Below are 14,610 nucleotides of genomic sequence, written 5' to 3' on the forward strand. Positions count from 1 at the left end.
GCGGGGTTTTTCGACCTCGCGTTCATACGTTTGAGTATGTCTCCACTGCGTGATGCGCTTCGGGAGCTCCCCGATGCGGTGTTCGCGGACCTGTTGGAATCGGACGACGCCTACCGGCTCGTGCTCGACGTGCCGGGCGTGACCGCTGACACCGCCGACATCTTCGTCGACGGGAGCCGGCTGACCATCGAGGCTCGCCGGGAGAAGGATACCCCCGAGGCGTTCCGCTACGTCCGGGAGGACCGACCGCTGTTCCTCGACGCCGAGCTCCCGATCCCCCCGGAAGCCGACGGCGACGACGCGCGTGCCGCGGTCGACCGCGGCGTCCTCGAGATCACGCTGCCGAAAACCGACGACGGGTCCGGGCAACCCATCCCGATCGACGACGCCGCGGAGTAGGTGGTCACTCTGGTCTCTCTCCGCGCCTACTGGCGATTCGTCGTCGTCTTTTATCGCTTTTCGCCGCTGTTGTTCGCCTACCTTCGGGACCGCAAGCGGTTCCTCGTGTTCGGTCGGTCGAGACGCGTCACCACCGAGACCCAACTCGAACGCGCCGAGGTCCTGCTGGATACCCTGCTCACGCTGGGTCCGACGTTCATCAAGCTCGGCCAACTGCTGTCGACCCGTCCCGACATCCTCCCGAAGGCCTACATCGACGTGCTGTCGAGCCTGCAGGACGACGTGCCGCCGGCCCCGTGGGCCGAGTCGAAACAAGTCATTGAGGCCGAACTCGGGCCGGTCGAGGAGGTCTTCGACGAGTTCGACACCGAGCCGATCAGCGGGGCGAGCCTCGGGCAGGTGTATCTCGCGGTCTACGAGGGCGAGCAAGTAGCGGTCAAGATCCGTCGCCCCAACATCGAGTCGCTGGTCGAGGCCGACCTCCGGGTGCTGCGCTGGTCGGTGCCGATCCTCGTGCGGTTCCTCGGGGAGGGCCGAGCCTTCTCGCTGGACAACCTCACCGAGGAGTTCGCCAAGACGATCCGTCAGGAGATGGATTACAGCCGCGAGCGTGACATCCTCGAAGAGATCCGCGGCAACTTCGGCGAGAATCGCGACATCCAGATCCCCCAACCGGTCGACGACGCCTGCGGGCCACGGGTCCTGACGATGGAGTACCTGCCGGGCACCAAGATCACCGACATCGAGACCCTCGACGAGTTGGGGATCGACCGCACCGAACTGGCGACCAAACTCCAGCGGATCTACCTCCAGATGATCATTCAGGACGGCGTCTTTCACGCCGACCCCCACCCCGGCAATCTGGCGGTCGCGGAGGACGGGACGATCATCTTCTACGACTTCGGGATGTCCAGCACGGTCGACCCCTTCATCCAGGAGAAGATCGTCGACTTCTATATCGCCGTCGCCAACCAAGATATCGACGCCATCCTCGATACGCTGGTCGACATGGGGACACTCAGCCCCACGGCCGACCGACAGGTAATGGGCGACGTGATGGAACTCGCGATCGCCGACGCTCGCGGCGACGATATCGAGCAGTACCGGGTCAACCAGATCATCGAGCAGGTCGAGTCGACGATCTACGAGTTCCCGCTCCGACTCCCCCGGAACCTCGCGCTCGTGTTACGGGTGGCGACGGTCGTCGAGGGAGTCTGTGTCACCCTCGATGAGGATTTCGACTTCATCTCGGTGGCCACCGACTACCTCTCGGAGGAGGGCTACCGCGAGGAGACGGCCAAGCGGCTGTTCGAAGAGGGCGGCCAGCAGGTCCAACGCACTGCTCAAGCGCTGTTTACCGTGCCGCCGAAGCTCGAACGCGTCCTCGATACGGTCGAACGGGAGAACCTCACGGTCAACGTTCAGATCGACGACGAAAACCACGTGCTGGACAAGCTCGCCAAGCGGATCTCCTACTCGATCATCGTCGCCGTCGGGCTGCTGTCGGCGTCGATCATCTACGCGTTCACAAACGAGTGGCGGATCTCGCTTGCGATCCTCGGACTGACGGTGCCGATGGTGTTTTTCCTCTACCGGTCGTTCAAGGAGCCTCGCGGGCTTCGCGCCCGGCCGCAGTTCACCCGGCAGAGCCTCCGGGAGCGTCGCGGCGACGACTGACGGCCGGTTTTATTAGTTCGGCGCTCGGTTTGCAGACGCATGATGCGGGGCGTTCGCCGGTTCGTCGACCGACGGCTCGATCCGACTACGGTGGTCGTCTGGCTGCTCGTCTTCGGCGGGATCTACGCGGTCACGCGGAACCTCGCGCTCCTCGCCGGACTCCTCACAGCCGTGGTCGTGACCGAGGCCGTCGACGTCCTCGACACCCATCCGGACGTCGACGAGCGCTGGGTAAAAGTCGGGTTGAGCGGGGTCCTGCTGATGGCTAGCAGCGTCTGGCTCTACGGCGAGTTCGAAACCCCACCCGCCGATCGCACGCTGTGGCTGCCGGCGGTCGCGATCGTCGGGAGTCTCTGGGTGGTGTTGGACGCCCGCGCCGATTTCGTCGAGGGGCGACAGTTCGCCGACCCCGAGGCCGTCGACGATCTCGATTCCGGCGAGGCGATGGTCGTCCTGCAGCACATCCAACTCGTTGCGCGGTCGCTCGCCGAGGAGCCCAAGACCGTCGAGGAACTCGCCGTCGACTGCGATCTTACCGTCTCACGGGTCCACGAGGCGATCGAGCTCGGGAGCCGTGACGACACGATCTATCCGATCGACCCCGCTGCCGACGAGCCGCGGTACGCGCTGGACGACCGGAAGGTAGGAACCAGCGGCGTCGGTCGACTGGCTGCCGGCGGCCTCAGTCGCCTCTTCGGTCGGCTGTTGCGGCCGTTCGTCGGCCTGTTCTAACCTCACCGCTTGCCGAGTGCCTCCTCGAAGACGCGCTGGGCGCGCTCGTAGGCCGCGTTCCGGTCGACGATCGGTTCGTCGTATTCAGGTGCCAACTCCTGTCGCTCCGCAGTCGAGAGGGTCGGCCAGTCGACGACCTTCCCCGCCGCCACCCCACGAAGTTCCGGCACGTACTCTTTGACGTACACCGCGTCGTCGTCGTACTTCGCCATCTGCGCCACCGGATCGAAGATGCGCACGTCGACCGTATCAGTGCCCGTAGAGGCGATCCACTGCCAGTTGGCGCTGTTGTTGGCCGGGTCGTGGTCGACCAGTTTTTCGGCGAAGTAGTCGGCACCCTCTCGCCAGTCGACCAGCAGGTGTTTGGTCAGAAACGAGGCGACGTTCTGCCGCGGGCGGTTGTGAATATACCCTTCCTGATCGAGTTGGCGCATCCCGGCGTCGACCAGCGGGTAGCCCGTCTCGCCGCGTTTCCATGCCGCAAACGCCTCGGGGTCGTTCCGCCACGCGATGGGGTTCGGGATCTCCTTGTAGTTCTCGGTGGGGAGCGCCGGGTTGTTGTACAGCAGGTGGTAGTTCTGCTCGCGCCACGAGAGTTCGTAGCGGAACTTCTCGATGTTCCGCCGCTCGCTGTCGCTGCTGGCGGCGTCGTACCGCTCGGTCGCGTCGGCCCACAGCTCACGAACCCCGATCATTCCGGCCGCAATATAGGGCGAGAGCCGCGAGACCGCGCCGACGGGCTGGTCGACCGCGGCGGCCATCTCGTCGCGCGTGTCGTTGTACGTCTCGATCCCGTCGGCGAGGAACTGGTCGTACCGCGCTCTTGCGGCGGCGTGGCCCGCTTCGGGCAGCTCGATGTCGGCCTCGACTTCGGGAATCGTGGTGTCGTCGGTCACCTCGGCGAGGGCCTCGCTGTCCGGTGCCGCCGCGGGCGTCGGTTTTGCGACGGCCTGCCAGTCGTTGTAAAACTGGCTGTGGCTCGGATACCGAGGCGCCAGCGCCGCGGGGTCGACCAGCGTGAGATCGGTCACTGCCTCGGTCGACAGCGCCTCGTCGACTTGCCGCTGGCGCTCGCGGCGGTGGGGTCGATAGTGACGGTTGTAGTAGACGCGGTCGGCGTCGTACTTCGCGGCGATGTCGTCGAGCACTGCGGCCGGCGTGCCCTCGCGGACGAGCAACTCCGAACCCAACTCACGGTAGCGGGCCCTGAGCCGTCGAAGGCCACGCAGTAGAAACGCCCGCTGTCGCGTCCCGAGTCGCTCGCGGAAGTCGGGGTCGACGACCGCTACCGGAAGCGTGGTGTCGTCGGCCGCTGCCCGGGCAAGCCCCCGGTTGTCGGGAATCCTGAGATCCCGCCGGTGCCAGAAGAGGTGCATACCGTACGGTGGGGCCGGAGGGTCATGAGTGGTCGGCTCCGGCGGCTGTGCGAACCGGATCAGCGACCGGACGAGCTTTTTCCGAGTGGGGGCCGTGGCGGTCCGTATGACACGTCGTGTGGGCCGGTCGCGCCGACGCGTCGTCGCTGCCGTCGGGTTCGTCGCGGTGGGCCCACTCGCCGGCTGTGCCGACACCGACTCGTCGACCGCCAGCGAGACGTCGACTGACGCCGACTCGTCGACCCCCGATGACGCGGCGTCGACCGAGGCCGACGACCTCGACCTCCGGGAGGCCAACGTCACCGACGTTACGGTGACCGACGACGGCGAGGACGTCGAGTTCAGTGTCGAACTCTATCACGACGACGACGGCGAGGACGGCTATGCCGACTGGTGGCAAATCGAGCGGCGCGACGGGACGCGACTTGGCCGCCGTGACCTCGCTCACGCCAACTCGACGGCCCCGTTCACACGCTCCGAGACGGTCGACGTACCGGGCGACGTCGACTGTGTCGTCGTTCGTGGCCACGACCGGACCCACGGTTACGGCGGGCGGGCGATGCTCGTCACGCTCGATTCGGGGGCGACCCAGGCGGTCGACCAAGGCTCCGAGCCCGACTCCTTCGAGGGCGTCGACTGTCCCTAACTAGTAGATGTCGACCCCGAGGCTGTCGAGCACCGATCCGACGAACACCGCCCGCCGTAGCGGCCCGTCTTCGCGGGTGCCGAGGTGGACTCCCGCGACGAGATACCCCCCGTCGGTCGGCAGCAAGTAGGGCCCTCCGGAGTCGCCGCCGCCGCTGTGAATGTCGACGTCGAGTTCGCGGTAGCCGTTGTCGAACGTCCGGAGTTCGGTGAGTGTCCCCTCACATCGACCGGTGACCGCCCCCTGCCGGTAGATCGGCCGCTCCTCGGCGAGTGCGGTTTCGAGCAGCTCCCAGCTTGCAGTTCCCACGATCGGCCGCTCGGTGTAGCTGTCGCCGCCGGGTTCGGCGAGATACCGGCTCGGGTAGGTGTCGGTGTCGACCGCGGCAGCGGCGGCGTCGACTTCGGGGTCGTCGCGCCAGCCGACGGCGTGACACCGGCCGATGGCGTGAGGCCGTCGAGATTGGTAGAGCCGATCGCCGCGGATGTCGGCGGCGTCGGCGACCGTCCGACTCCGGAAGGTGTGGGCGGTCGTCACCACCACCGCCCGGCCGGCCCGGAGCCCGCGGAACCCCGTCGAGGCGATCTCGCCGAGCGCTTCGCTCCGGACGGCCGCCCCCATGGCGATCCCCTGCGAGCGGTACTGGGCGTCGGCGAACCGTCCGATGCTGTCGACACACGCCCGTTCCGGGCTGATAGTGGGTCGGTCTCGAACCCGAATTTCGACCCCCGAAAGCCCCTCGGGAAGCCGATCGGCCGCCGCCGACCGGACCGCCGACGCGACCGAGTCGACGCCGGCGGCCACCCGGTCGGTGTCGACCCCCTCGGGACAGTCGACGAACAGCCGCAGCCCATCGTCGGCGTACTGGATACTGATTCCCACCGCTCCCACGTCGGCCGCCGTGCTGGCGGCCGAGTCGGCGTCGACGGACAACTCGGTGTCGAGATCGGCTACGTGGGCGCGAAGTTCGTCGACCAGCCCGCGCCCGGCGTCGACTGCGGCGGCGGTTGCGGCGTTGATCGCTGTCGTCTCGATCTCGTAGTCGGGTGACTCCTCGGGCCGGCTGCCGTCGTCGTACCGGGCCTGATCGACGACCCGATGGCCGCGCCGGATCCGGACCATCGACCCGTCTGCGGCCGACTCACCAACGGTCGATCCACGACTGACGCCGGCGACCAGCGGCAGACTACCGGCTCCGAGAATCGTACGAAGGAACGCTCGGCGGTTCATGTCGAGTAGCTGGCGATAGCTACCACGACGTTGCCAATAGCTATCGTTGGCCCCGACCGAGAGTGTCGACTCGGGGCCACCGGTCGCAGTGATCCGTCGGTAGTCGACGACTACCGGCCGGTAGGCGGCGTCTAATCTGCGCTGACGACGAGTCGGCTGTCGTCCTCGTCGGCGGTCGGGCTCGTCAGCGCCGAGACGCTGACGGTCAGCAGCGCGCCGAGTGTCATCCCGGCGAGGGCGACGTCCCAGCCAGCGTAGGTTCTGGCGAACAGCGGGACCGTCGACCCCGCGATGTCGACCGGGACCGTGGGAACGAATACGTGGGCGAGATACAGCAGTTGGCTCCCTGCAATGCCGGCGAGGATGCCGTTTCGGGTCGTGCCACGCCAGTAGAGCGCGACCAGCACGGGCAGGGTCAACTGGGCGAAGCCGCCGAAGGCGGTGCTTCCGACCTCAATCAGCGTTCCCGGCCGGCTGAGGCTGGCGAGGAACGACGCGGTCGCAAAAATCGCCACCCCGCCGCGGGCGAGCCACGCCTCGCGGGCCTCGCTCAGCGTCGGGTCGACGAACGGGCGGTAGAGGTCCCGGATGAAATACGACGAGCCCGATAGTAGCATCGAATCCGACGAGGACATCATCGCCGCCAGCGCGCCTGCGATGACCAGCGCGGCGAACCAGACGGGAGTGTACTCCGAGAGCAAGACCGGGAGGACGTTCTCGCCCGCCGGGACGTCGATCCCGAGGCCGGCGGCCCACGTCCCCAGCAGGAACGTCGGAACGAACAGCAGGAGGACGAGCACCGGCCAGAGCGCAAAGGATCGCTTGAGCACGCGGTCGGAGCCCGCGACGAAGAACCGCTGGTTGATCTGGGGGAACATCGTGACGCCGAAGGCGATCACCACCGCCGTCGAGATGATATACGCGGGCGTGTAGAACTCGCTGCCGAGTGCGAGGAACTCGGGGTTGGTCGACCCGAGAGCGTCGGTCGCCGCCGCCGGGCCGCCGACCGCGCCGAGGACCCAGGCGAGGGCGATCCAGGTCACCGACAGCATGAACAGCCCCTGGATCGTGTCGGTCCACGCCACACCGCGCATCCCCGCGATCACGACATAGAGGATCATAAACGCCGTAATCAGCGCTGCGCCGGCCCAGTAGGGCAGTGCCCCGCCGGTCAGCCCCGCCAGCGCCTCGCCCGCGCCCATCTGCTGGAGCATCACGTAGGGGAACAGCCAAAAGAGGCTGATGGCTGCGACCAGTCCACGGAGTCCGGTCGACCCGAAGCGATCGCCCAACATCTCCGAGAGGGTCACATACCCCTGTCTGCGGCCGACGAGCCACTGTTTGTAGCCGATGAGATACCACAGGATGGCGAACAGGATCCCATCCATGACCCCCATAACGAGGATCCACTCGGGACCCTGCGCGTAGGCGATGTTCGGGCCGGCGAAGAAGGTAAACGCCGACAGCAGCGTGGCGAAGGTCGTAAACAGCAACACCAACGTCCCGATCGAGCGATCGGCCAGATAGTAGTCCTCGGCGACGTTGCTGGTCAGCCGGTAGGCGACGAGTCCGACCCCCAGTGCGACGACGAGGTAGCCGACGACGATCCCGAGTTGGAGGCTCAGCTCAGACATCGCCGACCCCCATATATCGGTCCCAGTCGGTACGGGCGAAAAGCGAGAACACGAGGCTCGCGAGTACCATCCAGCCGATGTGCCACCAGAGCCAGATCGGCACCCCGGCGGCCGTCCGGGCGTCGCCCCACAGGAACCACGGGACCGAAAGGACGACCAGTACACAGGCAGTCACCACCCACAGCAGCGATCGAAGGCGTCCGGTCATTACCACAGTTAGCCGACAGCCGAACCTAAAGATTACTAATTACACTCGGAGTAGTTGATTGAAGGAATTATTTCTTCAACTTGGGCCGTCGACGCCCGACGACAGCTATTTGTTTCCGTGGTATTTATAAGCAGTATCACCACTGCCGCGGACCGTTCTCTCGGACGATACGGTCGGCATCTCGGAGGGGAACGATATCATGGACGATACAGCAAAATATCTCATTCACGCCCGGATCGCCGCCGACGGCGTCGTCGAACGGAGCGACGTCGTCGGTGCGGTGTTCGGCCAGACCGAGGGCCTGCTGGGCGAGGAGTTGGATCTCCGGGACCTCCAGCAGTCCTCGAAAGTCGGTCGCATCGACGTCGAAATCAGCTCGGAGAACGGCCAGTCGTTCGGCGAGCTCACGATCGCCACCAGTCTCGATAAGGCCGAGACGGCCGTCCTCGGTGCCTCGTTGGAGACCATCGAACGGGTCGGCCCCTGTCGGGCCTCGATCGAGGTCACCTCCATCGAGGACGTGCGAGCGGCCAAACGCCGCGCGGTCGTCGACCGCGCCAAGGAATTGTTGGCGACAGCCTTCGAGGAGACGGCCGTCGACAGCGAGGACATTCTGGCCGACGTCAGACAGTCCGTCGAGGTCGCCGACATCGACGAGTACGCCGGGCTGCCGGCGGGGCCGAGCGCCGAGAGCTCCGATGCGATCATCGTCGTCGAGGGGCGGGCCGACGTGCTCCAACTGCTCGACTACGGGATCAAAAACGCCATCGGCGTCGAGGGAACCAACGTCCCCGAGGCGGTCGCGGACCTGACCGCCGAGCGGACGACGACCGCCTTCGTCGACGGCGACCGGGGCGGCGAGCTGATCCTCCGGGAACTGTTGCAGGTCGGCGACGTCGACTACGTCGTCTTCGCACCCGCGGGCCGGTCGGTCGAAGACCTCTCGCGGGGTGAGGTCCACTCGCTGCTCCGCGAGAAGATCGCCGCCGACCGGCTCGGCGACACTCGAAACCTCCGGGAGACGATCACCGGTCTCGTCGAGACCGGCACCACCGAGCCACCGGCGTCGACCGACGACTCGATCGGTGCTGAGGAGGCGTCGTCGCCGACCGAAGTCGAGGTGATCCCGACCGGCTCGACCGAGACGACCGAGACGACCGATACCGAGCCGTCGACGCCCACCCATGAGCCTGCGGGTGACGGCGACGATGCCACCGCCGACGCGACGGTCGACGACACCGCGTCGGAGCCGGCAGGCGAAGCCGACGGGGACGCCGCGTCGCCGCCGACGCTTCGGAGTCATCTCCGGGCGATCATCGACGGCTCGACCGGCACCGCCCGCCTGCTGGGATCGTCCTTCGAACTCCTCGACGAGGTCGACCCCGACGAGCTCGTTGCGGCGATCGAGGCCGCCGACGAGCCGTTTGCGGCGGTCATCGACGGCGAACTCACACAGCGCCAGCTCGACGTGGCCGCCCAGTGTGGACTGGACCACGTCGTCGCCCGGTCGACCGGCGAGTTCGTCAAACAGCCGGTCGGCACTCGCGTGTTGACCGCCGACCAGCTCCGGGCGGCCGATCCCGACCTCGAAGCCGAGGTCTAACTGCCCTCGGTAGGCGTCGACTACTCTTCTGACTGGTCTGATCCGGGACAGTATCGCAGCGTTAGGCAGTCACTACCGTCGAACCGATCGGCCGACCGCCCGGTTTCGACGAAGCCGAACTCCTCGTAGAGCGACCGCGCCGGCTCGTTGTCGGCGGCCACGTGGACCGTGACCGCGTCGGCGTCGCCGCAGGCCGTTGCCAGCAGCGCCCTCGCCCGTCCCTCGCGGCGAAAGCGTGGGTCGACGGCGAGTTCGGCGACATGGGTCGGGTCGCTGCCGACCGCCAGCAGGTAGCCGACCGGTCGGTCGTCGGCAGTCGGCGAGACGAGCAGTGTAGCGGTACGGATCGGCAGCGACTCCGAGCGCTCGGCGAGCGCCGTCGACAACAGCTCGGGGCTCGGTTCGATGAGCAGCGACTGGAGTCTGCGGAGTGCGGCGGCGTCGGCCGGTCGAGCCGGCCGAACGAGGGAATAATCGGGGGCCATCAGAGCAGCCAGACCGCGAGGCCGGCGCTGGCCAGTCCGCCGGTGAGGGTGGCGAGAAAGTTGACCCACTGGTTGCCGAGCCGGCCGCCTTCGAGCGTCGCCCCCAGCAGGCTGTCGACGGTGATCCCAAGGAGGCCGCCGCCGGCGACCACCGCGGCGGCGGGCCACGTCAGCCCCAGCGGGAGGACCGCCGTCGACAGCAGGCCGGTGAGGACGACGCCGGTGAGGCCGGCGAGTTCGCCCTGCCAGGTGACCGCGCCGTCGGTGCCGGGATCGACGGGTTCGAGCGTCGTGATCAGCCGCGGGTCGTCGAACAGGCCGCCGATCTCGCTTGAGAGGGTATCGCCGAGGGCGGTCGCAAGCGAGCCACAGAACGCGAAGAGGAAGCCGGCCGCCAGCGGGCCCGTGCCGTCGACCACGGCGAAGCCGAGGACGGCGACGAGTGCGACTGCCGCGTTCGCGAGGACGTTGCCGGTGCCGCGGGCCCCGTCGTTGCCTTCGGCGACCCCACGGGCTTCCTTGTCGCCGTAGCGGAACTTCGAGGAGAGCCCGCCGATCCCGAAGAAGGCGATCAGCACCGCGAACCAGCCGAAGCCGCCGAGGACGATCGTCAACACGCCCAACAGGACGCCGGTCAACATCCCCGACACCGAGGCGGTCCCCAGCCCGTAGGAGACCCCCCCGAGGAACACCGTCACCGCCAGCGCCGCCAGCAGTTCGGCCGTCGGGATCGCAGCGACGAGTTCGGCGAACAGCCAGCCGACGAGGCCGACCGAGAGCAACACCAGCGGGTCGTCCTGCTCGTAGAGCAACTCCCGGAGGAGCGCGGCGATCAGCGCCCCGACGATCGCGAGGAACGTTATCACGGGCCACTCGATCGGGGTCGACCCCTGTAGGTCGACTAGCACGTGGCCGCCGATCCCGGCCAGGAAGCCGGTCGCCACGAACCCCGCGACGACGAAAAACGGCTCGTCGGTGTACCGCCGGACGAGTTCGGTGCCGAGGTTGCCGAAGCCGAGGATCAACACCGTCGAGACGAAGACGCCGGTCGGCAGCGGCGTCGTCGGGACGGTCGCCAGCAAGGCCAGCGCCGCTGCCGCCAACGAGAAGCCGGCCAACCCGTTGAGCCGGCGATCCTCCCAATCGCCGGGACGGGCGAACAGTTCGAACAGCGGCCCATCGGAGATCGCCAGCGCCGCCGCAAGCGCGATGGCGGCGAACGGGATCGCCGCCGCCGACCCGAGCACCGGGGCCGCCAGCGCGAGGCTGGAGACGGCCGCGAATCCGCCAGCGCGTCGGAGCCGGTCTGTCACACCACGGGGTATCTCCGAGACGCACTTAACGGTCCCGACATGCGGAAACGCCCTGTGATACGGTGACAACGGACTTTTGTAGCCGGCCGGCCGAACGGACAGCCAGTGCTGTACGATACCTACCTCGCCGTTCGGCTCCGACGGCACGCGGGAGAGGCCCCGCGCCACGTCGCAGTCGTACTCACCGAGCGTGACCTGCTCGAACAGGGGGCCTACGATACGCTGGCGGCCTTCTTCGAGTGGGCCGTCGAGTTCGGAGCCGAGCGGGTCACCGTCTCGGTCAGCGTCCTCGACGAGGCGGTGGTGCCGACCCTGCGCCGGGAGCTCGCCGAGCTTGATGCCCCGCTCCCGCTGGCGGTCAGAACACCCGGCGACACCGAAACCGTCGACGAGCCGATCGGGATCTCGATCGGCCTCGGCGGCAAACGCGAGTTCACCGAGACCGTCCGGCAGCTCGCGGCGGCCGTCGACGACGGCGAACTCACTCCCGCGGAGATCGAGACCGAACACATCGACGACCGGCTCGTCTTCCGGGCAGAACCCGATCTCGTACTCAAAACAGGGGCCGAGCGGCTCTCGGATTTCATGATCTGGCAGTCGGTGTACTCGGAGCTGTACTTCACCGACGTCAACTGGCGGGACTTCCGCAAGCGGGACTACCTGCGGGCGCTGCTGGATTACGCCGACCGCCAGCGCCGGTTCGGCACCTGAAGCGGGTCGACGGGCCGATCGCCGCCGGCAGTCCCTGCCCCACGGCCCTCTCGGCTCGTCAGTCGGCCGACTCGGTGCTGCCGCCGGCGAGATCGGCGTCGGTGTCAGCGAGTTCGGCGTCGGTGTCGGCGAGTTCGGCGTCCAGCGTTTCGGCGGCCGACCGCGGAAGCTGGTCCCGGAGCCGGCCGGCCACCCGGCGGGCCTCGTCGAGTTCGAGGCTGCCGAGCGCCCGGACGAGGGCGGCCGCGCGGTCGACCTTGCTCTGTTGCCACGATTCCTCGCGGGACTCGTAGGTCCGGATCCCACGGAGGAAGTCGACTTTCGAGAACTCCGGCCAGTAGGGCGCACAGAAGTAGACTGCCGCCTCGTTACCGTTGGCGTGCCACGGCAGGAAGTTCGAGGTGCGTTCGTCGCCCCCCGTGCGAATGATGAGGTCGACGTCCCGCACCGGCTGGCGGTAGAGGTGGGATTCGACCGTCTCGACGTCGATCGCCTCGGGTGCGAGCTCGCCGTCGTCGACGGCTGCGGCGATCTCCCGTGTGGCCCGGAGCAGTTCGTTGCGGCCGCCGTAGGCCAGCGCGACGTTGAGCCGGAAGCGGTCGTAGTCGGCGGTTTCGGCCTCGGCGTAGGCGATGGCCTCCCGGACCCGCTCGGGAAGCCGGTCGATCTCGCCGAGCGCGCGGATGTCGACCTCCCGGTCGTGGAGCCGGTCGCTGTCGGCGAGTTCGTAGAGCTTCCGCGTGATCATGTCGAACAGCGGCTCGTTTTCCACCGCCGGGCGGTCGAAGTTCTCCGTCGAGAACGTATACAGCGTCAGCTCCTTGATCCCGAGGTCGTCACACCAATCGAGGACCTGTTCGGAGGTTTCGGCCCCGGCGCGGTGGCCCTCGGGCGCAGCCCCGCCCTGTTTGCGCGCATAGCGCCGGTTGCCGTCCTGAATGATGGCGACGTGTGTCGGCCCGTCGCCGATCTCCCGCCGGAGGAGGCGCTCGTAGGTCTGCTGGAGTCGTCGGCTCGCCCACGAATACATCTACGAAGGGATAACTACCTGATAGTATGTGTCTCTTTTTATTCGTTGCAGTGACAAAAAACGTGATAGATCGGTGCGGTCGACCGTGACAGCCGGGGTCGCTCCGTTCGGGAGCGATCAGGCCAGCTCGTCGATCTTGTCGACGACGGCCTCGGCGAACTCGCTGGTGGCGAGCTTCTCGCCGCCCTCGATCTGTCGGTGGAGGTCGTAGGTGACCGTCCCCTCGCTGATGGTCTGTTCGACCGCGTCACGCACGAGGTCGGCGGCGTCGGACCAGCCGAGGTAGTCAAGCATCTCCCGACCGGAGAGGATCATCGCCGTCGGGTTGACCTTGTCCTCGCCGGCGTACTTGGGTGCGCTGCCGTGGACCGGCTCGGCCAGACAGCGGCCGTGGCCGAAGTTGGCGCCGGGCGCGATGCCGAGACCGCCGATCTGTGCGCCGGCGGCGTCGGACATGTAGTCGCCGTTGAGGTTCATCGTGGCGATGACGTCGTACTCGTCGGTCCGCGTGAGGATCTGCTGGAGCATGTTGTCGGCGATGCGGTCCTGAACGACCACGGTGCCCTCGGGCTGTTCGCCGTCGTACTCCTCCCAGAGTTCGTCCTCGGTGAGGACGTCCTCGCCGTACTCCTCCTCGGCGACCTCGTAGCCCCAGTCACGGAACGCGCCCTCGGTGAACTTCATGATGTTGCCCTTGTGGACGAGCGTGACCGTCGGCCGATCGTTGGCGATGGCGTAGTCGATGGCCTCACGGATGAGTCGTTTCGAGCCGAACTCGGTGATCGGTTTGACGCCGATGCCGACCGGGCCGTCGTGGATGGTGTTGTCGAAGCCCATCTCGTCTTCGACGAACTCCTTTACCTCCTGTACTTCGTCGGTACCGGCCTCCCACTCGATGCCGGCGTAGACGTCCTCGGTGTTCTCCCGGAAGGTGATCATATCCATCGCGCTGGGATTCTTCACGGGTGAGGGGACGCCATCGAGATGGTAGGTGGGTCGGACGTTCGCATAGAGGTCGAGCTTCTTACGGAGCGCGACGTTCAGCGAGCGGAAGCCAGCGCCGACAGGGGTCGTCAGCGGCCCCTTGATGGCGACGCGGTGTTCTCGGATGGCGTCGACCGTCTCCTGCGGGAGGTTTTCGTCGTACTTCTCGCGGGCCGAGCCGCCGGCGTACAGTCGCATCCACGCGATCGAGCGTCCGGTGGCCTCGGCAGCCGCGTCCAGCACTTTCTGGGCGGCGGGGCCGACATCCGAGCCGATTCCGTCGCCGTAGATAATCGGGATAATTGGCGTCTCCGGCACGTTCAGTTCCCCGGTTTCCTCGTCGACGAGCGTAATCTGCTCGCCGTCTTCGGGGACATCGATCTGGTCGTAGCTCATAGACGGTCACGAATTTTCAGGGGTGGGTAAAAGTCCTGCCGTTCTCCGCGTGGTGGCCATTCCCACTGGTAATACGGCCGCGAGAGACGCCTTCCCCCGATAATCCGCCGGAGCGATCGACGCAGTGAGTCGCCTGGAGCGGGCGGACGTATCGGCGGCCGACCCGATACTGTTTCTCGGGCGATA

Annotated in this window: 14 protein-coding genes; 6 read left to right on the forward strand and 8 right to left on the reverse strand. The window is 67.1% G+C overall.

The window, feature by feature from the left end:
* The first annotated feature begins 36 nt into the window (after window positions 1-36).
* The 3 genes from NKJ34_RS01120 to NKJ34_RS01130 are packed head-to-tail and all read left to right on the forward strand — an operon-like array spanning window position 37 to window position 2,808.
* The gene (locus NKJ34_RS01120) at window positions 37-399 is read left to right on the forward strand and encodes an Hsp20/alpha crystallin family protein (protein WP_253736419.1); all 363 of its coding nucleotides are present in this window, start codon (window positions 37-39) and stop codon (window positions 397-399) included.
* Window positions 400-2,076, forward strand: a complete 1,677-nt coding sequence (locus NKJ34_RS01125; protein WP_253736420.1) for an ABC1 kinase family protein — start codon at window positions 400-402, stop codon at window positions 2,074-2,076. It abuts the gene before it with no gap.
* Window positions 2,077-2,115: 39 nt separating this feature from the next.
* On the forward strand, window positions 2,116-2,808 hold the full coding sequence (locus NKJ34_RS01130) for a hypothetical protein (RefSeq protein ID WP_253736421.1): 693 nt from the start codon (window positions 2,116-2,118) through the stop codon (window positions 2,806-2,808).
* Window positions 2,809-2,810: 2 nt separating this feature from the next.
* On the opposite strand, the gene NKJ34_RS01135 is transcribed toward NKJ34_RS01130, so the two are convergent.
* Entirely contained in the window at window positions 2,811-4,184 is a 1,374-nt protein-coding gene (locus NKJ34_RS01135; RefSeq protein WP_253736422.1) for a cryptochrome/photolyase family protein, read from the reverse strand.
* Between the two features lie 106 nt (window positions 4,185-4,290).
* Here NKJ34_RS01135 and NKJ34_RS01140 point away from each other — a divergent pair, with 106 nt between their 5' ends.
* A complete protein-coding gene (locus NKJ34_RS01140) occupies window positions 4,291-4,830 on the forward strand; it encodes a hypothetical protein (protein ID WP_253736423.1) in 540 nt (179 codons plus the stop codon).
* Here NKJ34_RS01140 and NKJ34_RS01145 read toward each other — a convergent pair whose 3' ends face one another.
* The 3 genes from NKJ34_RS01145 to NKJ34_RS01155 form a co-directional block, all read right to left on the reverse strand.
* Window positions 4,831-6,060, reverse strand: coding sequence for a hypothetical protein (locus NKJ34_RS01145; RefSeq protein WP_253736424.1), 1,230 nt, complete (start codon window positions 6,058-6,060; stop codon window positions 4,831-4,833).
* 131 nt (window positions 6,061-6,191) lie between these two features.
* The gene (locus NKJ34_RS01150) at window positions 6,192-7,694 is read right to left on the reverse strand and encodes a sodium:solute symporter family protein (RefSeq protein WP_253736425.1); all 1,503 of its coding nucleotides are present in this window, start codon (window positions 7,692-7,694) and stop codon (window positions 6,192-6,194) included.
* Window positions 7,687-7,902: a DUF3311 domain-containing protein gene (locus NKJ34_RS01155; protein ID WP_253736426.1), complete on the reverse strand. Its 216-nt coding sequence runs from the start codon at window positions 7,900-7,902 to the stop codon at window positions 7,687-7,689. Before NKJ34_RS01155 ends, NKJ34_RS01150 begins: the two co-directional genes overlap by 8 nt.
* A 199-nt stretch (window positions 7,903-8,101) precedes the next feature.
* On the opposite strand from NKJ34_RS01155, the gene dnaG reads away from it, so the two are divergent.
* Window positions 8,102-9,505, forward strand: coding sequence for a DNA primase DnaG (dnaG, locus tag NKJ34_RS01160; RefSeq protein ID WP_253736427.1), 1,404 nt, complete (start codon window positions 8,102-8,104; stop codon window positions 9,503-9,505).
* Window positions 9,506-9,525: 20 nt separating this feature from the next.
* On the opposite strand, the gene NKJ34_RS01165 is transcribed toward dnaG, so the two are convergent.
* Both NKJ34_RS01165 and NKJ34_RS01170 read right to left on the reverse strand, forming a co-directional pair.
* Window positions 9,526-9,990, reverse strand: a complete 465-nt coding sequence (locus NKJ34_RS01165; protein ID WP_253736428.1) for a GNAT family N-acetyltransferase — start codon at window positions 9,988-9,990, stop codon at window positions 9,526-9,528.
* Window positions 9,990-11,303, reverse strand: coding sequence for a DUF92 domain-containing protein (locus NKJ34_RS01170; RefSeq protein ID WP_253736429.1), 1,314 nt, complete (start codon window positions 11,301-11,303; stop codon window positions 9,990-9,992). The genes NKJ34_RS01165 and NKJ34_RS01170 overlap by 1 nt, the downstream gene beginning before the upstream one ends.
* A 105-nt stretch (window positions 11,304-11,408) precedes the next feature.
* Here NKJ34_RS01170 and NKJ34_RS01175 point away from each other — a divergent pair, with 105 nt between their 5' ends.
* A complete protein-coding gene (locus NKJ34_RS01175) occupies window positions 11,409-12,014 on the forward strand; it encodes an undecaprenyl diphosphate synthase family protein (RefSeq protein ID WP_253736430.1) in 606 nt (201 codons plus the stop codon).
* 58 nt (window positions 12,015-12,072) lie between these two features.
* On the opposite strand, the gene uppS is transcribed toward NKJ34_RS01175, so the two are convergent.
* On the reverse strand, window positions 12,073-13,044 hold the full coding sequence (gene uppS, locus NKJ34_RS01180) for a polyprenyl diphosphate synthase (protein ID WP_253736431.1): 972 nt from the start codon (window positions 13,042-13,044) through the stop codon (window positions 12,073-12,075).
* Window positions 13,045-13,161: 117 nt separating this feature from the next.
* Window positions 13,162-14,424 (reverse strand): isocitrate dehydrogenase (NADP(+)), encoded by a 1,263-nt coding sequence (icd, locus tag NKJ34_RS01185; protein WP_253736432.1) that lies wholly within the window; start codon window positions 14,422-14,424, stop codon window positions 13,162-13,164.
* Window positions 14,425-14,610 lie beyond the last annotated feature (186 nt).

This window comes from Halohasta salina (genome assembly GCF_024178165.1).
In the GTDB taxonomy this organism is placed as follows: Archaea; Halobacteriota; Halobacteria; order Halobacteriales; family Haloferacaceae; genus Halohasta; species Halohasta salina.